The 22,582-nt window shown below is 73.6% G+C and carries 18 protein-coding genes; 10 read left to right on the top strand and 8 right to left on the bottom strand.

From position 1 onward, the window contains the following. Nucleotides 1-39: 39 nt before the first annotated feature. Nucleotides 40-975, bottom strand: coding sequence for a LysR family transcriptional regulator (locus tag PVK37_RS16450; protein WP_275034902.1), 936 nt, complete (start codon nucleotides 973-975; stop codon nucleotides 40-42). Between the two features lie 29 nt (nucleotides 976-1,004). Here PVK37_RS16450 and PVK37_RS16445 point away from each other — a divergent pair, with 29 nt between their 5' ends. The 8 genes from PVK37_RS16445 to PVK37_RS16410 all read left to right on the top strand — a co-directional run bounded on the left by PVK37_RS16445 (nucleotide 1,005) and on the right by PVK37_RS16410 (nucleotide 9,784). Beyond that, nucleotides 1,005-1,736 carry a succinate dehydrogenase cytochrome b subunit gene (locus PVK37_RS16445; RefSeq protein WP_423791084.1) on the top strand — a complete coding sequence of 244 codons (732 nt, stop codon included), beginning with the start codon at nucleotides 1,005-1,007 and terminating at the stop codon, nucleotides 1,734-1,736. 1 nt (nucleotide 1,737) lies between these two features. Then, on the top strand, nucleotides 1,738-3,675 hold the full coding sequence (locus PVK37_RS16440) for a fumarate reductase/succinate dehydrogenase flavoprotein subunit (RefSeq protein WP_275034900.1): 1,938 nt from the start codon (nucleotides 1,738-1,740) through the stop codon (nucleotides 3,673-3,675). Further along, the gene (locus tag PVK37_RS16435; RefSeq protein ID WP_275034899.1) at nucleotides 3,672-4,433 is read left to right on the top strand and encodes a succinate dehydrogenase/fumarate reductase iron-sulfur subunit; all 762 of its coding nucleotides are present in this window, start codon (nucleotides 3,672-3,674) and stop codon (nucleotides 4,431-4,433) included. The genes PVK37_RS16440 and PVK37_RS16435 overlap by 4 nt, the downstream gene beginning before the upstream one ends. A gap of 280 nt (nucleotides 4,434-4,713) precedes the next feature. Continuing rightward, entirely contained in the window at nucleotides 4,714-5,154 is a 441-nt protein-coding gene (locus PVK37_RS16430; RefSeq protein ID WP_275034898.1) for a hypothetical protein, read from the top strand. 75 nt (nucleotides 5,155-5,229) lie between these two features. Further along, nucleotides 5,230-6,414, top strand: coding sequence for a zinc-dependent alcohol dehydrogenase (locus PVK37_RS16425; RefSeq protein ID WP_275034897.1), 1,185 nt, complete (start codon nucleotides 5,230-5,232; stop codon nucleotides 6,412-6,414). Next, nucleotides 6,411-7,388, top strand: coding sequence for an SDR family NAD(P)-dependent oxidoreductase (locus tag PVK37_RS16420; protein WP_275034896.1), 978 nt, complete (start codon nucleotides 6,411-6,413; stop codon nucleotides 7,386-7,388). Before PVK37_RS16425 ends, PVK37_RS16420 begins: the two co-directional genes overlap by 4 nt. Before the next feature lie 39 nt (nucleotides 7,389-7,427). Continuing rightward, entirely contained in the window at nucleotides 7,428-8,441 is a 1,014-nt protein-coding gene (locus PVK37_RS16415; protein WP_275034895.1) for a serine hydrolase, read from the top strand. Nucleotides 8,442-8,647: 206 nt separating this feature from the next. Continuing rightward, nucleotides 8,648-9,784 (top strand): MBL fold metallo-hydrolase, encoded by a 1,137-nt coding sequence (locus PVK37_RS16410; protein WP_275034894.1) that lies wholly within the window; start codon nucleotides 8,648-8,650, stop codon nucleotides 9,782-9,784. Between the two features lie 13 nt (nucleotides 9,785-9,797). Here the strand turns inward: PVK37_RS16410 and PVK37_RS16405 are convergent, their stop codons facing one another. The 6 genes from PVK37_RS16405 to PVK37_RS16380 form a co-directional block, all read right to left on the bottom strand. Beyond that, nucleotides 9,798-10,472 (bottom strand): PIG-L deacetylase family protein, encoded by a 675-nt coding sequence (locus PVK37_RS16405; protein ID WP_275034892.1) that lies wholly within the window; start codon nucleotides 10,470-10,472, stop codon nucleotides 9,798-9,800. Next, nucleotides 10,469-11,398, bottom strand: coding sequence for a methionyl-tRNA formyltransferase (locus PVK37_RS16400; protein ID WP_275034890.1), 930 nt, complete (start codon nucleotides 11,396-11,398; stop codon nucleotides 10,469-10,471). The genes PVK37_RS16405 and PVK37_RS16400 overlap by 4 nt, the downstream gene beginning before the upstream one ends. Nucleotides 11,399-11,592: 194 nt before the next feature. Next, nucleotides 11,593-12,699, bottom strand: a complete 1,107-nt coding sequence (locus tag PVK37_RS16395; RefSeq protein ID WP_275034889.1) for a glycosyltransferase family protein — start codon at nucleotides 12,697-12,699, stop codon at nucleotides 11,593-11,595. A 4-nt stretch (nucleotides 12,700-12,703) separates the two neighbouring features. After that, complete coding sequence (locus tag PVK37_RS16390; protein ID WP_275034888.1) at nucleotides 12,704-14,206, bottom strand: oligosaccharide flippase family protein; 1,503 nt, start codon at nucleotides 14,204-14,206, stop codon at nucleotides 12,704-12,706. Beyond that, the gene (locus PVK37_RS16385) at nucleotides 14,200-15,654 is read right to left on the bottom strand and encodes an O-antigen ligase family protein (RefSeq protein WP_275034887.1); all 1,455 of its coding nucleotides are present in this window, start codon (nucleotides 15,652-15,654) and stop codon (nucleotides 14,200-14,202) included. The genes PVK37_RS16390 and PVK37_RS16385 overlap by 7 nt, the downstream gene beginning before the upstream one ends. A gap of 435 nt (nucleotides 15,655-16,089) precedes the next feature. Next, nucleotides 16,090-17,601, bottom strand: coding sequence for a deoxyguanosinetriphosphate triphosphohydrolase family protein (locus PVK37_RS16380; protein ID WP_275034886.1), 1,512 nt, complete (start codon nucleotides 17,599-17,601; stop codon nucleotides 16,090-16,092). Nucleotides 17,602-17,693: 92 nt separating this feature from the next. Here PVK37_RS16380 and PVK37_RS16375 point away from each other — a divergent pair, with 92 nt between their 5' ends. Continuing rightward, entirely contained in the window at nucleotides 17,694-20,114 is a 2,421-nt protein-coding gene (locus PVK37_RS16375) for a Tex family protein (RefSeq protein ID WP_275034885.1), read from the top strand. 96 nt (nucleotides 20,115-20,210) lie between these two features. Here the strand turns inward: PVK37_RS16375 and PVK37_RS16370 are convergent, their stop codons facing one another. Beyond that, on the bottom strand, nucleotides 20,211-21,167 hold the full coding sequence (locus tag PVK37_RS16370) for a DUF389 domain-containing protein (protein WP_275034884.1): 957 nt from the start codon (nucleotides 21,165-21,167) through the stop codon (nucleotides 20,211-20,213). Nucleotides 21,168-21,360: 193 nt separating this feature from the next. Here PVK37_RS16370 and PVK37_RS16365 point away from each other — a divergent pair, with 193 nt between their 5' ends. Continuing rightward, entirely contained in the window at nucleotides 21,361-22,551 is a 1,191-nt protein-coding gene (locus PVK37_RS16365) for a DegT/DnrJ/EryC1/StrS family aminotransferase (protein WP_341483436.1), read from the top strand. The last annotated feature ends 31 nt before the right edge of the window (nucleotides 22,552-22,582 follow it).

Here is a 22,582-nt window from a genome sequence, read left to right as displayed (position 1 = left end):
CGACGGCGGGACCGACGCCCGTCACCGCGACGGGGTGGATCAGAGCGGCTCGACGCCGGGTGGCAGGTCGCCCCGTCCGGCGGCGGCGCGTACCTGGTCGAGCAGGATCCGGCGCAGCGCCCGGCCGGCGTGGGTGGGGACGGCGTCGCGTCGCCGGGCCACCGCGATGGTCCGGCGGATCCCCGGCGGACCGAGCGGGGTGACCCGGATCCGGGGGCGGCGGGCGACCACGATGCCGGGGACCAGGGCGATGCCCAGGCCGGACTCGACGAAGCTGAGCACGGCGTCCATCTCGCCGCCCTCGACGGCGAAGGACGGCTCGAAGCCGGCCTCCCGGCAGGCCCGGATGGTGACGTCGCGCAGGTCGTAGCCGGGCCGGAACATCACCAGCGGCTGGTCGCGCAGGTCGGTGATGTGCAGGGTGCCGGTGTCGGCGGCGGCCGGGACCGGGTCGAGGGAGGCGACCACCAGGCTCTCCCGCAGGATCGGCTCGGCGCGCAGTCCGGGGTCGGTGCCGTGCGCGGGCAGGATGATCAGGGCCAGGTCGAGGTCGCCGCGGAGCAGGTCCCGGACCAGGTCCTGCGAGCCGCCCTCCTCCACCCGCAGGTCGACGCCGGGGTGGGCGTCGCGGAAGCCGCGCAGCACCGGCGGGGCGAGCGAGGTGACCAGGCTGGGGGTGGCGCCGAGCCGGACCCGGCCCCGGCGCAGCCCGACCAGCTCCTGCACCTCCCGCTGGGCGGTCTCCAGGTCGGCGAGGATCCGCCGGGCGGACGGCAGCAGCACCTCACCGGCGGCGGTGAGGGTGATGTTGCCGCGTACCCGCTCGAACAGCGGGGTGCCGAGATCGTTCTCCAGAGCGTGAATTTGCTTACTCAACGAAGGTTGGGTTATCCCCACCAGATCAGCCGCTTGGGTGAAATGCCGGGTTTCTGCCACCGCCACGAAGTACCGGAGCTGATGGAACTGCATCTTCATAGCTTACGGCTATGGCAACTGCGACATCGATGCATTGGACGACTGGTGCCGGCGCTCCTAGCGTCGATCGGGTGGTAGTCACGAGCAACCGGTCGCCGCTGCGGTCCAGCGTCGGCCTCAAGGCCGTCATGGCGGTCACCGGCATCGTCCTGGTGCTGTTCCTCGTCGCGCACATGCTCGGCAACCTGAAGGTCTTCGCCGGACAGACCTCGTTCGACCACTACGCCGAGTGGCTGCGTACCATCGGCGCGCCGGTGCTGCCGCACGTCTGGTTCCTCTGGCTGCTGCGTACCGCGCTGCTGGTCGCCGTGCTCGCGCACATCGCCGCCGCCACCGTGCTGGCCCGCCGGGCCCGCGCCGCCCGCCCGGTCCGGTACGCGCACCGCAAACCGGTACGGGGCAGCTACGCCGCCCGGACCATGCGCTGGGGCGGCGTCATCATCCTGCTCTTCGTGATCTACCACATCCTGGACCTGACCACCGGGACCCTGAACCCGGTCGGCGACCCGTCCCGCCCGTACGCGAACGTGGTCGCCGACTTCGCCCCGCAGCGCTGGTACGTGACCCTCGCCTACACCGTGGCGATCGTGGCCGTCGGGTTCCACCTGCGGCACGGCGTGTTCAGCGCGCTGCGCAGCCTCGGCCAGCAGACCCCGCGCGGCGAGCGCCGGGCCCGCCGGGTCGCGCTGGCCGTCGCGGTCGCGCTCTGCGCCGGCTACCTGGTGGTCCCGTTCGCCGTACTCACCGGATTGGTGGCCTGACATGGACCTGTACGTCGACGGCGACCCGATCGCCGACACCACCGCACCCGACGGCCCGATCGAGACCCGCTGGGACCGACGCCGGTTCGCCGCCAAACTGGTCAACCCGGCCAACCGCCGGAAGCTGACCGTGATCGTGGTGGGCACCGGCCTGGCCGGCGGCTCGGCCGCCGCCACCCTCGCCGAGCAGGGCTACCGGGTGAAGGCGTACTGCTACCAGGACAGCCCGCGCCGGGCCCACTCGATCGCCGCACAGGGCGGCATCAACGCCGCCAAGAACTACCGCAACGACGGCGACTCGGTGCACCGGCTCTTCTACGACACCGTCAAGGGCGGCGACTTCCGGTCCCGGGAGTCCAACGTGCACCGGCTGGCCGAGGTGTCGGTGAACATCATCGACCAGTGCGTGGCGCAGGGTGTGCCGTTCGCCCGCGAGTACGGCGGACTGCTCGACACCCGGTCCTTCGGCGGCGCGCAGGTGCAGCGCACCTTCTACGCCCGGGGCCAGACCGGGCAGCAGTTGCTGCTCGGCGCGTACCAGGCCCTGGAACGGCAGGTCGGGCTGGGCACCGTGGAGATGAACGCCCGACACGAGATGCTGGAGCTGATCGTGGCGGACGGCCGGGCCCGGGGCATCGTGGTCCGGGACCTGGTCACCGGCGAGGTCACCACGGAGTTCGCCGACGCGGTGGTGCTCGCCACCGGCGGGTACGGCAACGTCTTCCACCTCTCCACCAACGCCAAGGGGTGCAACGTCACCGCCACCTGGCGGGCGCACCGCCGGGGCGCGTACTTCGCCAACCCCTGCTACACCCAGATCCACCCGACCTGCATCCCGGTCTCCGGCGAGCACCAGTCGAAGCTGACCCTGATGAGCGAGTCGCTGCGCAACGACGGCCGGGTCTGGGTGCCGACGACGGCCGGCGACACCCGCGCCCCCGGCGACATCCCCGAGGACGAACGGGACTACTACCTGGAACGGATGTACCCGTCGTTCGGCAACCTGGTCCCCCGGGACATCGCCTCCCGGGCCGCCAAGAACGTCTGCGACGCCGGGCGCGGGGTCGGCCCGACCGGGCTCGGCGTGTACCTGGACTTCGCCGACGCCATCGGCCGGCTCGGCCGCCCGGCCATCGAGGCGCGGTACGGCAACCTCTTCGAGATGTACGAGCGGATCACCGGCGAGGACCCGTACCGGGTGCCGATGCGGATCTACCCGGCGGTGCACTACACGATGGGCGGGCTCTGGGTCGACTACGACCTCCAGTCCACCGTCCCCGGGCTGTTCGTGATCGGCGAGGCGAACTTCTCCGACCACGGGGCGAACCGGCTCGGCGCGTCCGCGCTGATGCAGGGGCTCGCCGACGGGTACTTCGTCCTGCCCAACACCATCGCCAACTACCTGGCCGGCGGCCCGTTCGCGCCGGTCGACGCCGGCCACCCGGCCGCCGTGCAGGCGCGGGCCGAGGTGCGGGACCGGATCTCCCGGCTGCTCGCGGTCGACGGGGACCGGACCGTCGACTCGTTCCACCGCGAGCTGGGTCAGCTCATGTGGGAGCACTGCGGCATGGAACGCACCGAAGCCGGGCTGCGCAAGGCGATCGACGAGATCCGGGCGTTGCGCGAGCAGTTCTGGCAGCGGGTCCGGGTACCCGGCGACGGGGAGGGGCTGAACCAGGCGTTGGAGAAGGCCGGCCGGGTGGCCGACTTCCTCGAGCTGGCGGAGCTGATGTGCGTCGACGCCCTGCACCGGGAGGAGTCCTGCGGCGGGCACTTCCGGGCCGAGCACCAGACCCCCGACGGCGAGGCGCAACGCGACGACGAGCGGTTCGGCTACGTGGCGGCCTGGGAGTTCACCGGCACCGGCCAGCCGCCGGTGCTGCACCGGGAAGACCTGACCTTCGAGTACGTCCAGCCGACCCAGCGGAGCTACAAGTGAACCTGACCCTGCGAATCTGGCGGCAGAGCGGCCCGGCGGCGAAGGGCCGGATGGTCACGTACCGGGTCGAGGACGTCTCCCCGGACATGTCGTTCCTGGAGCTGCTCGACGTGCTCAACGAGCGGCTGACCCTGGCCGGCGAGGAGCCGGTCGCCTTCGACCACGACTGCCGGGAGGGCATCTGCGGGGCCTGCGGCATGGTGATCAACGGCGACCCGCACGGACCGCAGCGCGGCACCACCGCCTGCCAGCTGCACCTGCGGCACTTCGCCGACGGGGCGACCATCGACGTCGAGCCGTGGCGGGCCCGCGCCTTCCCGGTGGTGAAGGACCTGGTGGTGGACCGGGGCGCGTTCGACCGGATCATCGCCGCCGGCGGGTACGTGACCGCGCCGACCGGCAGCGCCCCGGAGGCGCACGCCACCCCGGTCGCCAAGGCCGACGCCGACGCGGCGTTCTCCTCGGCGGCCTGCATCGGCTGCGGCGCGTGCGTGGCCGCCTGCCCGAACGGCTCCGGGATGCTGTTCACCGCCGCCAAGGTCACCCAGCTCTCGCTGCTGCCGCAGGGCCAGCCGGAACGGTACACCCGGGTGGTCGGCATGGTCGACGCGCACGACGAGGCCGGTTTCGGCGGCTGCACCAACGCCGGCGAGTGCACGGCGGTCTGCCCGAAGGGCATCCCGCTGAGCACCATCGGCCGGCTCAACCGCGACTACCTCACCGCCACCGTGAAACGCGGCGACGTCCCGGGCAGCTGACGGGCCGGTACGTCTCCTTTGTAGGCATTCCGGCAGGGCCGGGACCACTGAACGGCCAGGCCACCGCGATCCGTAACCGCACCAGCCGCATCCGACTCGCTACGCTTCGTAGCACGTCGTTGACGGCTCGCAGGTCGCGAAAGAGGATCGCATGGACACCCCTGAGCCAACCCGTCCCGGCGGAGGACCCGAACCGCACGATCCGCCCGCCGCAGCACCAGGCGCGTCCGGCGCACGCCGACGCGTCAGCGACGAGGCCGTCGCCACACTCGTGGTCGGCGTGCTGAGCACGCTGAGCGCGATCGCGGTCGCCCTGATCACCACCGGCGGCAACCTCGGGAGCGGGCTGCCCCCGGACGGCCCCCCGCCGGTGACCACCTCCCCGCCGGACGGACCGGTCGTCCCCGGTGGCGTCGCCCCGTCGCCCACCCGACGCTACGTCGAGGCCAGGATCGTCAACAGCGGCAACGGCGTGTACACCTACCGGGGGCCGTCCACCGTCAGCCGGTACCGGGAGGGCTACCTGGACGGTGACGTGGTCAGGGTGGTCTGCCAGGAGCGGGACGGCCAGCCGCACTCGGACGACGATCCGGTCGCCGGGCAGCCCGACAACTGGCCGGTCTGGAACAGGCTGGTCGACGGCCGGTGGCTGCCCGACGTCTGGACCGACCTGCCCAAGGTCCCCGGCGACCAGCCGCCGCACGACCTGCCCCGCTGCTGACCCGGGCGGCCCCGGTTCAACGTCCCGAACGCGGGTAGCAGTCTCTGTCGACGGCACCGAGGAGGGACGACGACCATGAAGGCGCTCACCTGGCAGGGCAAACGGGACGTCCGGGTGGAGGAGGTGCCGGACCCGCGGATCGAGGACCCGACCGACGCGATCGTCCGGATCACCTCCACCGCGATCTGCGGCTCCGACCTGCACCTGTACGAAGTGCTCGGCCCGTACCTGAAGCCCGGCGACATCCTCGGACACGAGCCGATGGGCATCGTCGAGGAGGTCGGCTCCGGGGTGACCCGACTCAAGCCGGGCGACCGGGTGGTGGTGCCGTTCAACATCTCCTGCGGCTCCTGCTGGATGTGCCAGCGGCAGCTCTACGCGCAGTGCGAGACCACCCAGGTCACCGCCGAGGGCAAGGGCGCGGCCCTGTTCGGCTACACGTCGCTGTACGGCTCGGTGCCCGGCGGGCAGGCCGAGTACCTGCGGGTGCCGCACGCCCAGTTCGGGCCGGTCAAGGTGCCGGAGACCGGCGCGGACGAACGGTACCTCTACCTCTCCGACATCCTGCCCACCGCCTGGCAGGCGGTGAAGTACGCGGACGTGCCGCCCGGCGGGACGCTCGCCGTGTTCGGGCTCGGCCCGGTGGGGCAGTTCTGTGCCCGGATCGGCCGGCACCTGGGCGCGGACCGGGTCATCGGCCTGGACCTGGTGCCGGAGCGGCTGGCGATGGCCCGCCGGCACGGCGTCGAGACCCTCGACGTCTCCCAGCTCGACGACGTGTCCGGCGCGCTGATCGACCTGGTCGACGGGCGCGGCCCGGACGCGGTGATCGACGCGGTCGGCATGGAGGCGCACGGCTCCACCTCCGGCAAGCTCGCCCAGGCCGCCGCCGGGCTGCTGCCCGACAAGCTGGCCCAGACGATGGTCGACAAGGCCGGCGTGGACCGGCTCGTCGTGCTCAAGGCCGCCCTGAAGGCCGTCCGGCGCGGCGGCACCGTGTCGATCTCCGGCGTGTACGGCGGTGAGGTCGACCCGATGCCGCTGATGGAGATGTTCGACCGGGGCATCCAGCTGCGGATGGGGCAGTGCCACGTCCGCCGCTGGACCGACGAGATCGTCCCGCTGCTGGCCGGTGACGACGACCCGCTGGGCGTGGAGGACCTGCGCACCCACCGGCTGCCGCTGGCCGACGCGCCGAAGGCGTACGAGATGTTCCAGAAGAAGGAGGACGGCTGCGTCAAGGTCGTGCTGGCTCCGTGACCCGGGTGGTGGTGGTCACCGGCGCGACGAGCGGCATCGGCCGGGCGGCGGCCCTGGCGTTCGCCGCGCGCGGTGACCACCTGGTGCTCGCCGCCCGCGCCCCGCAGACCCTGGCCGAGGTACGCGCCGAGTGTGCGGCGGCCGTCGCGGCGGCGGGCGCGGTGACGGTGGAGACCGTACCGACCGACGTCACCGACCCGGGGGCGGTCGACGCGCTGGCCCGGACGGCGCTGGCCCGCTTCGGCCGGATCGACGTCTGGGTGCACACCGCCGCCGTGATGGCGTACGGCCGGTTCGACGAACTGCCGGCCGAGGTGTTCGACCAGGTGGTCCGGACCGACCTGCTCGGCGCGGCGGCGGTGGCCCGAACCGCACTGCGCCGGTTCCGGGCGGCCGGCGGCGGCACGCTGGTGTTCACCGGTTCGGTGCTCGGGCACGTCACCGCGCCGTACATGAGCGGCTACGTCACCAGCAAGTGGGGGCTGCGCGGGCTGGTCCGGGTGTTGCAGCAGGAGTGCCGGGACACGCCCGGCGTCCACGTCTGCCTGGTCAGTCCGGGCAGCGTGGACACCCCGGTCTACCAGCAGGCGGCCAACTACCTCGGCCGGATCGGGCGACCACCACCGCCGGTCACCACCCCGGAACGGGTGGCGCGGGCGATCGTGGCGAGCGTGGACCGGCCGCGCCGGGAAACCCCGGTGGGAAAGGCGAACCTGGTGCTGCGGTTCGGTTTCACCGTCCTGCCCGGCCTGTACGACGTGCTGGTCGGACCGTTGGTGCGGGCCGCCGGGCTGAGCCGCCGGCCGGTCGCGCCGCACGCCGGGGTGGTGTTCGCCCCGGACCCGACCGGCGAGGCGCTCCGGGGCGGCTGGCGGCCGGACCCGGTCCGGGCGGTCCGCGCCCCGATCCGGGCGGGCCGTGCCCTGCTCCGGCGGCTCGGGACAGACGGGCGTCGATCTCATCGCTTAGGGTGACCGGACGAGCACGGCACACCGGGGGACGAGGAGAATCAGGTGACCGCCAGGATGAACCGCAGGACCGCACTGGGCATCGGTACCGCCGCCACGGCCGGGGCGGTGCTGGGCACCGGCGCGCCGGCCACGGCGAAGGAGCGGGTGGTGCGGACGAACGCGAGTACCCCGGCCCAGGCGGCGGCCCCGGTGGCCGCCGCCTACCAGCAGCGGACCACCGAGGCCGGCGGGAGCTGGCAGGGGTACGTCAGCGTGGCCGGGTCGACCGGCGCGCCGGTGGTGGCCGTCGCCGACGAGCCCGACCTGAAGCTGGAGGCGTACAGCGTCAACAAGATCGCCGTCGCGGTGGCGGTGCTCGACAAGGTCGACCGGGGACTGCTGGCACTCACCCAGCAGGTCGACGTCACCAGCTCGATCGTCATTCCCGGCGGGGACGGGATCTTCAGCCTGGACGGGGCGTACCCCAGCTCGGTGACCCTGGGACACGCGCTGGCCGCCCTGCTCACCGTCTCCGACGACACCGCCGTACGGCTCTGCGGGCTGGTCTGCCCGGCCGCCGAGCTGAACACCATCCTGGTGGCCAAGGGCTACCCGAACACCCAGGTCCAGCCGGTGGCGAACCCGAACCGGTTCTACCTGGGCACCAGCACCCCCCGGGAGACGCACAACCTGCTCCGGGCGCTGGTCGGCGGCACCCTGCTCTCCGCCGCGTCCACCGCGTTCCTGCTGCGGCAGCTGCGCGCCCCGATCGCCTACACCGACGGCATCCGGCACAACATGTCGTCGGCTGAGCGGGCCCGGATCGCCACCAAGGGCGGCTGGTACGCCGACGCCCGGGGCGAGGCCGGGGTGATCTTCGACGGGGCCGGTGCGCCGGTCCTGACGTACGCCACCTTCTCCTCGGGGCAGACCGACGCGGGCAACTACGGGGCGACCCACCCGGCGGTCGCGGCCCGCGCGGCGATGGGTCGCAGCTTCCTCGCCGCGGTGGACGGCCTGACCGGCACCGGCCCGACCCACCAGCCGCTGCGGCAACGGCCCAGCAACGGCGGCTGACCGGCGCGGGCGGGGCTCCGGGCCGGCGTCGCGGGCGCACCGCCGCCGGGCCGGGGCGTCGCGGGTGATCGGCCTCCGCCGGGCCGGGGCGTCGCGGGGTGAGCCGCCGTCGGTCGTGGTGGGTGATCGGCCGTCGCCGCGTCGGTCGTCGCGTCGGAGAGCTACCGTTTCCAGCGGGACGGCGCGACGGCGGAAGGGGAACCGGCATGGTGGAACGCGAGGAGCGGGCCCGACGGCTCCGGGGCGGACAAGTGGCCGGGGTGGTCGGTCTGGCCGCCCTGGCCGGTCTGGCCTGGGCGGCCCGGGACGTGCCGGCGGCGCTCGGCGGCCGGCTGACCGGCCACCGCGCCGAACGGGCCCACCGCTCGCCGCAGTTCCACGACGGCACCTTCCACAACCGCGCCGACGCCCGCACCATGATCAGCACCGAGTCCGGCCGGAACCTGCTCTGGGAACTGATCTTCGGCAAGCAGCGGCGCCGGCCCGACCGGCCGGTACCGCTGCTACGGCCCGACCCGGTCACCGCCGACGAGCGGGAACTCGGCATCGTCTGGTACGGCCACGCCTCCGCCCTGATCGAGATCGAGGGCCGGCGGGTACTGGTCGACCCGGTGTGGAGCGACCGCTGCTCCCCGTCGCAGGTGGTCGGCCCGCGCCGGCTGCACGCCCCGCCGGTACGCCTCGACGAGCTGCCCCCGGTGGACGCGATCCTGATCTCCCACGACCACTACGACCACCTCGACATGGCGACGGTACGCGGCCTGCGGGACACCCAGACCGCGCCGTTCCTGGTGCCACTGGGCATCGGCGCGCACCTGGACCGCTGGGGCGTGCCGGCGGAGCGGATCGTCGAGCTGGACTGGACGGAGAGCCACCGGGTCGCCGGGCTGACCGTCACCGCCACCGCCGCCCAGCACTTCTCCGGACGGGGCCTGCGCCGCGACGGCACGCTCTGGGGTTCCTGGGTGGTGGCCGGGGCGCACCGGCGGGTCTTCTACACCGGCGACTCCGGCTACTTCGACGGGTACGCGGAGATCGGCGCGGCGCACGGCCCGTTCGACGTGACATTGATGCAGATCGGCGCGTACGACCGGGCCTGGCCGAACATCCACATGTTCCCGGAGGAGGCGGTCGCCGCCCACCTGGACCTGCGCGGCGGGCTGCTCGTCCCGGTGCACTGGGCCACCTTCAACCTGGCCCTGCACGACTGGGCCGAGCCGGTGAACCGGCTCTGGGCCGAGGCGAAGGCCCACGACGTGCGGATCGCCGTGCCCCGCCCGGGTGAGCGGGTGGTGGCGGACGACCCGCCGCCGGTCGACGGCTGGTGGGACCAGGTCGCCTGAGCAGGCGGGCGGGTCAGCCCGCCTCGACGTTACGGATCAGGACGAACGGCTCGGCCGCGTCGTACCCGACCACCGTCCCCCAGTGTTCGGCGTGCACCCGCAGTGCCCGGTCGTTGCGCGGGTGCGGCCAGTCCCGCCACTCGGAGCGGTAGTGGCGGAACGCCTCGAGCTTGCGGTCGAGGGTGCCGGTGATGTCGACGAACCAGTTCGGCTGCCACCAGGTCTGCGGGGCCGGGGTCCACTCGGTGCTGGAGGTCGGCGCGTAGGTGAGCACCCGACGTACCACCTGTCGGGGCACCGGCCGGGTGGCCACCGCCACCGACCGGAAGACGGCCTGGTGGTCGAGGTTCACGTCGGCCTGCACACAGTAGACGGTGTCCGGCTGGAACTCGGCGATCTGCCGTTCGACCACCCGGTTGACGTCGACGTGCGGCAGCGTGTCCAGGCGCATGTCCGGCAGGTCCAGGTGGACGTAGTCGCTGACACCGAGCGTCTCGGCGGCCTTGCGCGCCTCGCCCTGCTTCTGGCGCAGGATCTCCAGGTTGCCCGCGTACTGGGTGGACGAGCCGTCGGTCACGCAACAGATCCGGACCGCGTCGCCGGCATCGGTGTGCCGGGCGATGGTGCCGCCCATGCCGAGGATCTCGTCGTCGGGGTGCGCCGCGAAGACCAGTACCCGCCGGTTCATCCCAGCACCGTCCCGACCGGCAGCAGCGGGTGCAGGGCCGGGCCGGCCGACGCCGGTCCCGCGTCGACGGACACCTCCCGGACCAGCAGGTGTCCGTCACCGCAGGCGACGAGCACCCCCTGCGGGTGGTGTCCGACGACGGTGCCGGCGGGCGCGGGCGGACCGCCCGGCTCGGGTCGGGCCGACCAGATCACCACCCGTCGGTGACCGGCCCAGGTGAAGGCCCCGGGGTAGGGGCGAGTCTGGGCGCGCACCCAGACGTCCAGGTGGCCGGCGCGGGTCTCCCAGTCGATCAGGCCGTCGGCCGGGGTCCGCTTCGGCCAGTGGCTGGCCCGGGTCGGGTCCTGGGGGATGCGGGGCGCGTCGCCCGCGGCGATCCGGGGGAAGAACTCCCGGACCAGGTCCACGTGGGCCTGGTGGCACTTGGCGTAGAGCGTGGTGGCGGTCTCGTCGGGGGCGATGTCGACCACGGCCTGCGCCACGATCGCGCCCGAGTCGGCCGTGGCGTCCGGGATCTCGAACAGGGTGACCCCGGTACGGGCCAGCCCGGTGAGGATCGCCCACGGGATCGGGGCCCGGCCCCGGTGCCGGGGCAGCAACGTGGGGTGCATGCCGAAGGTGCCGCCGGGCGGGACGGCGAGCAGTTCGTCCCGGAGCAGCTGGGACCAGCCCACCACCCAGAGGCTGTCCGGTTCCCAACGGCGTACCGCGGCCACACACTCCGGGTCGTTGAGGTTGCGGGCCTCGACGAGTTCCGCGCCGTACCGTTCGGCGATGTCGTCGAAGCGGCACATGCCGGACACCTCCGGGCGGGGCGGGCCGGGGAGGGTGACGATGCCGGCCACCTCGGCGCCCGCCTCGGCCGCAGCCTCCAGGCAGGACCGTCCGATGCTGTCGAAACTGATCCACCCGATTCGTTTCGCCACGCCGTTTCCTTTCGTGTCTTCCGAGGTCGCCGGGGCAGCGCGCGGGCCGGACCTCGCGAGGTGTCCGGGGCAGCGCCGGCCGGAAGAATGATATCCACCAAACGGTGGAAATTGGACAAGAGCCACACAATGCTGCCGGCGGCGCGTGGCCGGCCGGGTCGCCGGCCCGCCCCGGGTGGTCCCGGGCCGGCGGATCACGCCAGCAGGAACGGGCGCAACGCCCCGGCCGCAGCCGTACCGTCGTGCCACCGGCGCACGAATCCGGGACCGGCGGCCGCCTGCCCGGCGTACGCGGAGGGGTCCGCCAGGATCTCCGCCAGCACGGCGGCGAAGGTTTCCGGGGTGGCGTTCCGGATCGGCGGCTCCTCCGGCATGACCGCCACCGTGTCGGCGGCGACGTTGCCGATCACCAGCCGTCCCGCCGCCATGGCCTCCACCGCCGTCACGCCGTACGACCCGGTCAGGATCTGGTCCACCACGATGTCCGCCTCGGCGACCAACCGGGGCATCGTGTGGTGTGGCACCACCTCGGGGGCCAGGTAGCGGATCCGCCCCTGGGCATCCAGCGCCCGCAGGATCGGGTCGATCACCCGGGTGCCCTTGATCGGTGGAACGGTACGGGTCGGTCGGTGCAGGACGGTGGGAACCGTGGTCCGCAACGCGGGACGGCGGGTCACCCAGCCGGCCGGGTCGATGGAGACCGGCAGCCAGGTCGCCCCGTCGACGTCCAGCAGGAGATCCGGCGTGCTCACGAACAGCGGTGCCCCGCACTGCGCGGCGAAGCTCCGGTTACGGCGGGCCCGCTGGCCCACCTGACGCACCCAGTCCGCCGGGGCGTCACGGTAGTACGAGTAGTCGTACCGGGCCAGGTGGTGCTCCGGGTCCCGGATCTCGGTGCCGTGCGCGACGAGCGCCACCTGGAACCCCTCGCGCCGCAGCCGCCCGAAGTCCAGGCTGATGCCGCGCCCGGCGCGGTGGTACACCGCCAGGAAGCCGTCCACGGCCAGATGGGTGGTGTCGCGGAGGACCCGGCGCAGCTGGGCCGCCCGCCCCCAGCGGGTGCTCAGGCGCGGATGCCTGAGCCGGCAGTCGACGGGGAACCCGAAGGTGCCGGACCGCAGGACCGGCAGCCGGTCCGAGAAGGCGAAGGAGACGGCGGGCACCCCGAGCACCCGCTGGGCGGCACGGGCCCACTGATGGGCCTGCCCGGCGTAGTTCGCCGGCCCGATCGCGAGCCCGACGCCGGGCGGCGGCGTGACCGTACCGGTCGTACCGGAATCCGGACCGTGACACACACTCATCCGTTCACCTCGCTACAGACATCTCGGCTCGTCCGGCACCGGGCTCCCGTCCCACCGACCGGCCCCGGCCCGGCGCGTTGCGGTACAGCCAGTGGGCCGCCCAACCCGCCATGCCGACGGTCAGCAGGGCCACCAGCACCAGGTAGGCCGCCACGGGCAGGTTCCCCTTCAGCGCCAGCAGCACCGGATAGGCCACCGCCGTGGTCAGCACGTACCGGCGACGGGGACGCAGCCAGTCCCGCAGCCCCGACCCCACCAGGCGCAGACACCAGCGCACCGAGTACAGGCAGATGACGGTCCCCGCCAGCGAGTACGCCGCTATCCCCAGCCACGGACCGCCGCCGAGCAGCCCCGACGACAGTGCCCCGACACGCAGACCCGTCTCCACGAAGGAGAGCACGACCAGCCGGTGCAACTGGTTCTTCACCGTCATCAGGGTGCTGATCGGGCTGGACACGAACGACACGGTGAGCCAGGGCGCGAGCAGGGCGGCCGTCAACCCGGCGTCGCGCCACCGCGCACCGAAGGCGAGGCCGAACAACTCCGGCCCCAGCAGCAGGACGAGCCCGAAGGTGGGCACGGAGAGCATGGTGAGTCCGGTCACCGTCCGACCGACCGCGCCCCGCAGGTCACCGCCGGTGCGCTCGAGTTCGGCCATCCGGGGGAACAGCACCGCGCTGACGCCCTGGCCGACCAGGGCCACCGGCAGGGTCAGGATCCGGGTGGCGAAGAGGAAGAGGCCGGACACCGTCATCCCGTAGCAGAGGGCCACCACCGGTGCGATCGCGGCGACACCCAGCGTGTTCAGGACCGCGGGCACCGTCGACAGGACGCAGAAACGCCGCCACCGGCGGACCGTGCGGATCCAGGCGAGCGGGCCGTCGGTGCGTCGCACACCCGTACCGCGCAGCAGCACCACCGCCGACCAGAGGCGTCCGGCGACGTACCCCCCGGCGAGGCCGGGCGTACCCCAGCCGAGCAGGCCCGCGCCGACCTGGCCGACGCTCTGCACCAGCGCCGAACTGACCGAGGAGCGGGACACCACCCCGAACGTCCCCGCCCGGCTGCGCACCATCCGCCCCACCGCGGCGGTCCCGGCCGCCGCCACCGTCACCGGAATCAGCCAGGCGGCCGACCCGGCGCCGAGCGAGTCGACGCCGGCCGGGCTCCACAACGCGAACGCCACCAGGGCAGCAGTCAGGGCCGCCGCCACCGCCAGCACGGTCCACACGGCGGCGGTGGCGACCGCGAGGGCCTCCCGGTCGTCCTCCGCCAGCGGCACCGCCAACTCCAGGCGGAGGGTGGCCGCCGTGGCGACGACCGTCGAGACGGCGAGGATCACCGCGAACTCGCCGAACTCCCGTGGGGAGTAGAGCCGGGCCAGCAACACCGATGCCACCACGAGCACGACCTGCGACACCGCGGTGCCGAGGGCGAGGTGCGAGACGTGGCGGTAGAAGGTGGCGGCACCGAGCCGGGCCGGGAGGATCCGCCGTACGGTCACCACGGCGACGGCCTGCCTACGGCGGAGGGGTACGGCAGTGGGATCGCCCGCTGGCCGGCCGGGCGCTGGTCTGCCCGTTCACCGGACTCCGCCCTCCGCCGTCCGGCCGGACGCTGGCCCGCCCGCTCACCGGACTCCGCCCTCCGCCGTCCGGCCGGACGCTGGCCTGCCCGCTGAACGACCGGGCGTCGGCCTGCCCGCTGACCGGTCGTCGACCGGCCCATGGCCTGTAGCCGCCAGCTCAGGACGGCGAGCTGGCCGACCAGCAGCCACCACCAGGGCCAGGAGAGGATCGAGCTGGCGGCGAGACTGGCGGCGAGCATCGCCGTCAGGCTCAACAGGATCACCATGCGCAGGTCGAAGGCCGCCGCGCGCAGGTGCCGGGGCACCCGGACCGCGAAGACGGTCCATCCGGCCGCGACGATCACGCCGAGCAGGGGCAGCAGCACCGGGAGACCGAACTCGGCGGCCACCTCGATGAAGCCGTTGTGGGCGTTCACCAGACCGCCGAGAGCCGCCACCCCGCTCTGCCCGGCGATCACCTCGAACGCGCCCGCGCCCTCGCCCAGCAGCCTGGACTCCAGGAAGGCGTCCCACCCCAGGCGGGTGAGGTTCACCCGCACCCCGTCCGACTCGAGCGTGGCCCGGTCCGGGTGGAAGGGCGACTGGTAGCTGAGCACCAGCCGCTGCCCGATCGGCGTCCCCGCCACCAGCCACAGCAGCAGTCCGGCGCCGACCGCCGTGTAGAGCAGCTGTACCGCGAGAGGGCTTCTCCGCAGCGCTGGCGACCTGCCCAGCCAGACCGCCACCAGTGGTGCCGCCGCCAGCCCGCCCAGCAGCCCGGTCCGGCTCTTGGTCGCGATCACCAGGCCGATCCACACCACCAGCAGCACCAGATGGGCCTGCCGGCTGGCCCACCGACGCGCCGTGACCGTTCCCCAGACCAGATACGGCAGGCAGGCCAGCAGGAAGGCGGCGTAGTTGTTGGGGTTGTAGAAGGTACTGGTGAGAGCGTGGTTGCCGGCCAACATCCAGGGACCGTCGATGAGGTGCCGCTGGGTGGTCAACTCCCAGCCGGCGACGGCGCTGGTGACGCCGAACCCGAGCAGCCATCCGGTCCGCAGCGCACCGGAGCTGTCCCAGCGGCCGCCGGCCAGCCCCAGGACACAGAACGCGCTGGCCAGGGCAAGGGTGATGTGGGCCGTCTTCACGGCCCCGGTCACCTGGTCCGGGCTCCACCTCAGGCTGAGCGGAGCCCAGAGCAGCCAGACCCCCAGCAGCACGCACAGCGCCGTGGGAGCCACCATGGCGCGTTCCCGGTCCCGGTCCCGGACGAGCAGGAGCAGGGCCGGCGGGATCAGCGGGGGAACGAGGAGGTAGTACAGGAGTCTGCCTTCACCGAGGTCCGGTGTGGCGGTGACACCGAGCGCCCCGACGACGCACAGCAGCACCACCGCGACCGTCCGGAGACCGCGCCCGGTGCCGCTGCGGCGGGTGGGACCGGCACCGGGAGGCCGGCTGGGACCGCGGGTGGGACCGGCGGCGGTGTGCCGGAGAGGGGCTGCGCCGGTCCCGGGACGACGCCGGGGCACTCCCGCTGACCTGTCAGTCATCGCCTGTCGGGACCGTCACTTCCATGTCGGGGACGGGACAAGGTCGACCATCGGTGGGTGGCTGACGCCGGGTCGAACCGGCACGGCACGTGGCGGATCCCGCTCCGGCGGGAGCGGGCCACCCCGCCCGCCACGGCAGGCAGGCCCCCCGTCCCTCACAGCCCCAACGAGCGACGGCTCAGCGGGTTACCGGGGCCGGGCGTCCGGATGTTCCGGCTGCGGTCCGGTCCGGAGCGTCCGCCCGAACCCGGCGCGGCCGGTCGGCGTGCGCGGTCAGAGGACGAAGGCGTCGGTCCAGAGGGCGCCGGAGCGGCCGGAGAGCGCGTCGAGCATCGCCACCGCCTGCGAGTCGGTGAGCAGCGCGACGAAGTCGACGATGGCCCGGCCCCGGGCCCGCGCCGACCGGTCCGGGGTACGCGGGTGCAGTTCCGCCTCGGCCAGTTCGACCAGGTCGTGCAGCCGGCGCGGCAGCCGGGACTCCTCCTCCGGGTCGAGCAGCCACTCCCACAGCGCCTCGACCAGGGTGCCCAGCAGCCGGGCCTGACCGCGCTGGTGCAGTGCCAGGTCGGGGCGGGCCAGCACGAAGCGGTGGTGGACGAACTTGAGCACCTGCACCTCGTGCCACTGCGCCGGGGCGAGCCGCACGTGCCCGGACCGTACCGACGGCTGCTCGACCACCCCGATGGCGTCCACGAACCGGGTGGTCCAGCGGGCGGAGAACCGGGCGACGTACTGTTCCGCCTCGATCGACCCGTCGAACGGCATGGCGAGCAGGCCCTCGACCAGCTCCTCCCGGACGTGTTCGACGGCGGCGGCGAACGCCGTGTCGTCGGCGATCCAGCCGTCCTTGCGGTGCAGCTGCCGGCGGAGCTTCTCGATCGCCGCGCCCGGCCGGCGGGCGGTGCTGGCCAGCGCGGCGTCGGTCACCGACCGGTAGTGGCCGTGCTCGCGCTGCCAGGCGATCAGCTCGGCGGCCACCGCGCCCTGCTGGAGTACGCCGACCCGGTGGAAGTCCTCCACGTCGTGGATGGCGTACGCGATGTCGTCGGCGGTGTCCATGATCGACGCCTCGACGGTCTGCTGCCAGTCGGCGATCCGCCCCACGAACGGTTCCCGCGCCTGCCGCAGGTCGGTCAGCTCGGTGCGGTACGCGCCGAACTTCAGCGAACCGCTGTCCGGGTCGTCCGGCGGCGCGGCGGCGCCCCGGGGTGGCGGGTCGAGGTGCCTCGGGTGCGGGTCGGGGTGGTCCAGGCGGGTCCACGGGTACTTCAGCATCGCCGCCCGCACCGCCGCGGTCAGGTCCAGGCCGGTGGTCGCCGCGCCGCCGATCTCGGTGGAGGTGACGATCCGGTACGACTGGGCGTTGCCCTCGAAACCGTCGGCGAGGCCGAGCCGGTGCCGGGCCAGCCGGTCCAGCACCCGCTCCCCCAGGTGCCCGAACGGCGGGTGTCCGAGGTCGTGGGCCAGCGCGGCGGCCTCCACCACGTCCGGGTCGCAGCCGCCCAGCTTCTCCAGCAGGTCCCGGTAGCGGTCGTCGGCGGTGAGCCGCTCGGCGATGGCCCGCGCCACCTGGGCGACCTTCAGGCTGTGGGTGAGCCGGTTGTGCACCAGCAGCCCGGAGCCGCCGGGGCTGACCACCTGGGTGACGCCACCGAGGCGGGTGAAGAACGGCGAGCCCACGATCCGGTCCCGGTCGGCCCGGAACGGGCTGGCCGCCAGGTCGCCCAGGGTGCGGGCGCTGCCACCGAAGAGCCGTCGGGCCCGTGGGTCCGCAGGTAGTTCCATGATCGCCACGCTAGCGCAGCCCGGCGGGCGACGGGACCGGGCCGGGACGGCACAATGCAGGACGGAACCCACCGGAGAAGGCGGATCAGAACGTGACCCAGTCTGTGCACCAGCGGATCGCCGAGGAACTCGGCGTCGCCGAACGTCAGGTACGCGCGGCCGTGGAGCTGCTCGACGGCGGGGCGACCGTGCCGTTCGTCGCCCGCTACCGCAAGGAGGCCACCGGCGCCCTCGACGACGCGCAGCTGCGCACCCTCGAGGAGCGGCTGCGCTACCTGCGCGAGCTGGACGAGCGGCGGGCCGCGATCCTGGAGTCGATCCGGGGTCAGGGCAAGCTCGACGAGGCCCTGGAAGCGCAGATCATGGCGGCCGACTCGAAGGCCCGGCTGGAGGACATCTACCTGCCGTACAAGCCGAAGCGGCGGACCCGGGCGCAGATCGCCCGGGAGGCCGGACTGGAGCCGCTCGCCGACACCCTGCTGGCCGACCCGACGCAGGACCCCCGGGAGCGGGCCGCCGGGTTCGTCGACCCGGACAGGGGGGTCGCCGACGCCGCCGCCGCGCTGGAGGGCGCGCGGGCCATCCTGATCGAGCGGTTCGCCGAGGACGCCGACCTGATCGGTACGCTGCGCGAGCAGATGTGGTCGCGGGGCCGGCTGGTCGCCCGGGTACGCGAGGGGCAGGAGACCGCCGGCGCGAAGTTCGCCGACTACTTCGACTTCGCCGAGCCGTACCCGAAGCTGCCCTCGCACCGGATCCTGGCGATGTTCCGGGGCGAGAAGGAGGGCATCCTCGACCTGACCATGGACCCGGAGGCCGACGGCGACTCCGACGCCCCGGTGACCGGCCCGACCCGGTACGAAGCGGCCGTCGCCGGCCGGTTCGGGATCACCGACGCGGGCCGACCGGCGGACCGGTGGCTGCTCGACACGGTGCGCTGGGCCTGGCGTACCCGGATCCTCATCCACCTCGGCGCGGACCTGCGGATGCGGCTGTGGCAGGCGGCCGAGGACGAGGCGGTCCGGGTGTTCGCCACCAACCTGCGGGACCTGCTGCTCGCCGCGCCGGCCGGCACCCGGCCCACCATGGGCCTGGACCCGGGCCTGCGGACCGGGGTGAAGGTGGCCGTGGTGGACGCCACCGGCAAGGTGGTCGCCACCGACACGATCTACCCGCACGAGCCGCGCCGGCAGTGGGACGCCTCGATCGACACCCTGGCGAAGCTGGCCGCCGCGCACGGCGTCGAGCTGGTCGCCATCGGCAACGGTACGGCCAGCCGGGAGACCGACAAGCTGGCCGGTGACCTGATCAAGCGGCACCCGGAGCTGACGCTGACCAAGGTGGTGGTCTCCGAGGCCGGCGCGTCGGTCTACTCGGCGTCCGCGTACGCCTCGCAGGAGCTGCCCGGGCTGGACGTGTCGCTGCGTGGCGCGGTGTCGATCGCCCGCCGGCTCCAGGACCCGCTGGCCGAGCTGGTCAAGATCGATCCGCGCTCGATCGGGGTCGGGCAGTACCAGCACGACCTGTCCGAGGTGAAACTGTCCCGTTCGCTGGACGCGGTGGTCGAGGACTGCGTGAACGCGGTCGGGGTGGACGTGAACACCGCCTCCGCGCCGCTGCTGACCCGGGTCTCCGGCATCGGGGCCGGGCTGGCCGAGAACATCGTCCTGCACCGGGACGCCAACGGGCCGTTCCGTACCCGCGCCGAACTGAAGAAGGTGGCCCGGCTCGGGCCGAAGGCGTTCGAGCAGTGTGCCGGCTTCCTGCGCATCCCCGGCGGCGCCGACCCGCTCGACTCGTCCAGCGTGCACCCGGAGGCGTACCCGGTGGTGCGGCGGATCCTCGCGCACACCGGTCAGGACCTGCGCGCCCTGATCGGGAAGAGCACGATCCTGCGTGGGCTGCGGGCCACCGACTTCGTCGACGACACGTTCGGCCTACCCACCGTCACCGACATCCTCGCCGAACTGGAGAAGCCGGGCCGCGACCCGCGACCGGAGTTCCGGACGGCGACGTTCGTCGACGGGGTGGAGAAGATCAGCGACCTGACCCCGGGCATGGTGCTGGAGGGCGTGGTCACCAACGTGGCGGCTTTCGGCGCGTTCGTCGACGTCGGCGTGCACCAGGACGGCCTGGTCCACGTGTCGGCGATGTCCCGCACCTTCGTCAAGGACCCGCGCGAGGTGGTGAAGTCCGGTGACGTGGTGAAGGTGAAGGTCCTCGACGTGGACGTGCCCCGTAAGCGGATCTCGCTGACCCTGCGGCTGGAGGACGACTCCGCCGCGCCGGCCGGTCGCGGGCCGGCCGACGGCGGTCGCCGGGAGCGCGGCGGCCGGGGCGGCGGCCCGAGGGAGAGCGGTCAGGGCGGCGGACCGAGGGGCGGCGGCACGCCGCGCGGTGACCGGGGCGGCTCCCGGGGCGGGAACCCGCAGCGGCAGGGCCGGGGCGGGGCCACCCCGCCACCGCCGTCCGGGGCGATGGCCGACGCCCTCCGTCGCGCCGGCCTGGCCTGACGGGAGCACCTGGGTCGGAGCGCTCCCCCGGCGGAGCGCTCCCCGGCGGCCGGGGATACTCCCGCCGGCCTGAGGGTCAGCGCCCGGCCGGGGAGGTCAGCGGCGGCCGGCCCGGCCCGGCCCGGGGGAACGTCGGGCCACCCGCCACCACCACGTCTGTTGGACGACCAGGGTGAGCAGGCCGGCGAGCACGATCGCACACAGGTTGATCAGGAGTTGGAGCGCGGAGCCGGCCGCCTCGTGCCACACGCCGTACGCCAACGCGACCGCGACGTTGGCGGCGGCCGGCACGGTGGTCACCGAGATCAGCACGCCCACCAGGCTGCCGGACTTCTTCGAGGTGAGCGAGAGCATGCCGGCCACTCCGGCGAGCAGGCCGACCACCCAGGAGAGCGCGTCGGGGCGCCAGATGAAGTCGGTCAGTGGCCGGTCGGCGAGCAGCATGTCCCGGCCGACCAGGTCGGCGGCGGTCAGCCCCCAGGTACTCAGGATGGTGACCACGATCGCGGTCAGGAACCCGACCACCAGGGCCTGCACCGACCGGACGATGATCCGGGGCCGGCGGCGCAGCAGGGCCACGCAGAGCGCGGCGAGCGGCCCGAACTCGGGGCCGACCACCATCGCGCCGACGATGAGGATGGGCTGGTCGAGCAGTACCCCGATGCCGGCGAGCATCGTGGCGACGACGAGCAGCACCAGGTAGGTACCGGAGAGTTCGGTCTGTTCGCCGGTCTTCGCCGCGATCTCGTCCCAGACCACGGCGTCGTCGGCGTGCCCGGGGGCCGCCCGGGCGGCCTGCTCGGCGGCGGCGGAGAGGGTCAGCTCCACGTCGTCGGCGCTGACCCCGCCGTGCGCCTCCACACCGAGTTCCTGGAGCTGACGTAGCACGCCGTCGGCGCTCTCCCGGACCACGTCGCAGAGGATCAGGTCGCCGGCCGGTTGCCGGGCGGCCCCGGGCAGCACCGCCAGGTGGGCGACGCCCGGGTCGGCGGCGAGCAGGTCCGCGACCGCCGTCGAACGGTCGGCCGGCACGATGATCCTCAGGTGCAGCATGGCGGGTCCCCCTGCGGTCCGGGGCGGCACCCCGGCCGCCGGCCGCAGCACTCTACCGGCCGCCGGTCGCGCCGGGTCCGCCGCGGCGACGGGCCTGCGTCGGGCGGCACCGGACGCCGGTCCGCGCATCACCGTTGCGCGGCTACCTCGTTGACCTTTCCGTCACCATCAGCGGACCCGCGGGAGGGCGAGGATGAGCCAACTCGGCGCAGATCCGGGAGCGACCGGCCGGCCGACACCGGCGGTTTCCGGCGCGGACGGACGGATCCTGCTCTCCTCGCCCGACGTCGGGCCGTTGGAGGAGTCGTACCTGATCCGGGCCCTGCGGTCCGGCTGGGTCGCCCCGGCGGGTCCGGACCTCGAGGCGTTCGAACGTGAGGTCGCCGATCGGGTCGGCGTCGGTCATGCCGTGGCGTTGACGTCCGGCAGTGCCGCGCTGCACCTGGCCCTGGTGACCCTCGGGGTCCGCCCCGGGGACGCCGTGGTCGTCCCCACGCTGACCTTCGTCGCCACCGCCAACGCGGTGGCGTACACCGGCGCCGAGCCGGTCTTCGTGGACTGCGAGGCGGGTTCCGGCAACCTCGACCCCGAGCTGCTGGACCGGACGTTGCGCGACCTGCGCCGGGCGGGTCGGCGGGTGGCCGCCGTGCTGCCCGTCGACCTGTTCGGGGCGTGCGCGGACTACCCGCGGATCCTCCCGCTGTGCGCGGCGGCGGGGGTCCCGGTGCTGGAGGACGCCGCCGAGGCGCTGGGTGCCACCCGGGACGGCCGGGCCGCCGGGTCGTTCGGACGGGCGGCCGTGCTCTCGTTCAACGGCAACAAGATCGCAACGACCTCCGGTGGCGGGATGCTGGTCTCCGACGACGGTGACCTGGTCGCCCACTGCCGGTACCTCGCCACCCAGGCCCGGGAGCCGGTCGCCCACTACGAACACCGGGCCGTCGGGTACACCTACCGGCTGAGCAATCTGCTCGCCGCGCTCGGGCGGGCCCAGTTGCGCCGGCTCGAGTCGATGATGGCGTGTCGTCGGGCCCACCACGAGCGCTACTCGAAGCTCTTCGCCGCCGCTGCCGGTGTCCGCCTGCTCGCCGACGGCGACCCGGGCGCCAACCGTTGGCTGACCAGCATCGTGGTCGATCCGACGGTGGCCGGCTGGCAGGCCGCCGACCTGGCGGGACACCTGGCCGCCCGGGGCATCGAGACGCGTCCGGTCTTCCGGCCCATGCACCTGCAACCGGTCTTCGCCGGGGCACGGGCGACCCTGTCCGGCGTCGCCGAACGGCTCGCCACCCACGGGCTCACCCTGCCCAGCGGCTCGAACATGACAGATGCGCAGTTCGCCCGGGTGACCTCGGCCGTCGAGGACTTCCTGACACGCGGCTGACCGGCCGGCACGCTGCCGGCACACGGCGGAC

Origin of the sequence: Micromonospora cathayae (assembly GCF_028993575.1) — a bacterium.
In the GTDB taxonomy this organism is placed as follows: domain Bacteria; phylum Actinomycetota; class Actinomycetes; order Mycobacteriales; family Micromonosporaceae; genus Micromonospora; species Micromonospora cathayae.
The sequence above is the reverse complement of the archived record's forward strand: the minus strand, read 5'-3'. Positions and strand labels throughout refer to the sequence as shown.

What these genes read in the sequence shown, in the direction of transcription:
- PVK37_RS16425 (WP_275034897.1), top strand. Translation starts at nt 5,230, where the DNA reads ATGAAGGCGCTCACCTGGCAGGGCAAACGGGACGTCCGGGTGGAGGAG.
- PVK37_RS16395 (WP_275034889.1), bottom strand. Translation starts at nt 12,699, where the DNA reads ATGAGTGTGTGTCACGGTCCGGATTCCGGTACGACCGGTACGGTCACG.
- PVK37_RS16440 (WP_275034900.1), top strand. Translation starts at nt 1,738, where the DNA reads ATGGACCTGTACGTCGACGGCGACCCGATCGCCGACACCACCGCACCC.
- PVK37_RS16370 (WP_275034884.1), bottom strand. Translation starts at nt 21,167, where the DNA reads ATGCTGCACCTGAGGATCATCGTGCCGGCCGACCGTTCGACGGCGGTC.
- PVK37_RS16450 (WP_275034902.1), bottom strand. Translation starts at nt 975, where the DNA reads ATGAAGATGCAGTTCCATCAGCTCCGGTACTTCGTGGCGGTGGCAGAA.
- PVK37_RS16365 (WP_341483436.1), top strand. Translation starts at nt 21,361, where the DNA reads ATGAGCCAACTCGGCGCAGATCCGGGAGCGACCGGCCGGCCGACACCG.
- PVK37_RS16380 (WP_275034886.1), bottom strand. Translation starts at nt 17,601, where the DNA reads ATGGAACTACCTGCGGACCCACGGGCCCGACGGCTCTTCGGTGGCAGC.
- PVK37_RS16405 (WP_275034892.1), bottom strand. Translation starts at nt 10,472, where the DNA reads ATGAACCGGCGGGTACTGGTCTTCGCGGCGCACCCCGACGACGAGATC.
- PVK37_RS16410 (WP_275034894.1), top strand. Translation starts at nt 8,648, where the DNA reads ATGGTGGAACGCGAGGAGCGGGCCCGACGGCTCCGGGGCGGACAAGTG.
- PVK37_RS16445 (WP_423791084.1), top strand. Translation starts at nt 1,005, where the DNA reads ATGCATTGGACGACTGGTGCCGGCGCTCCTAGCGTCGATCGGGTGGTA.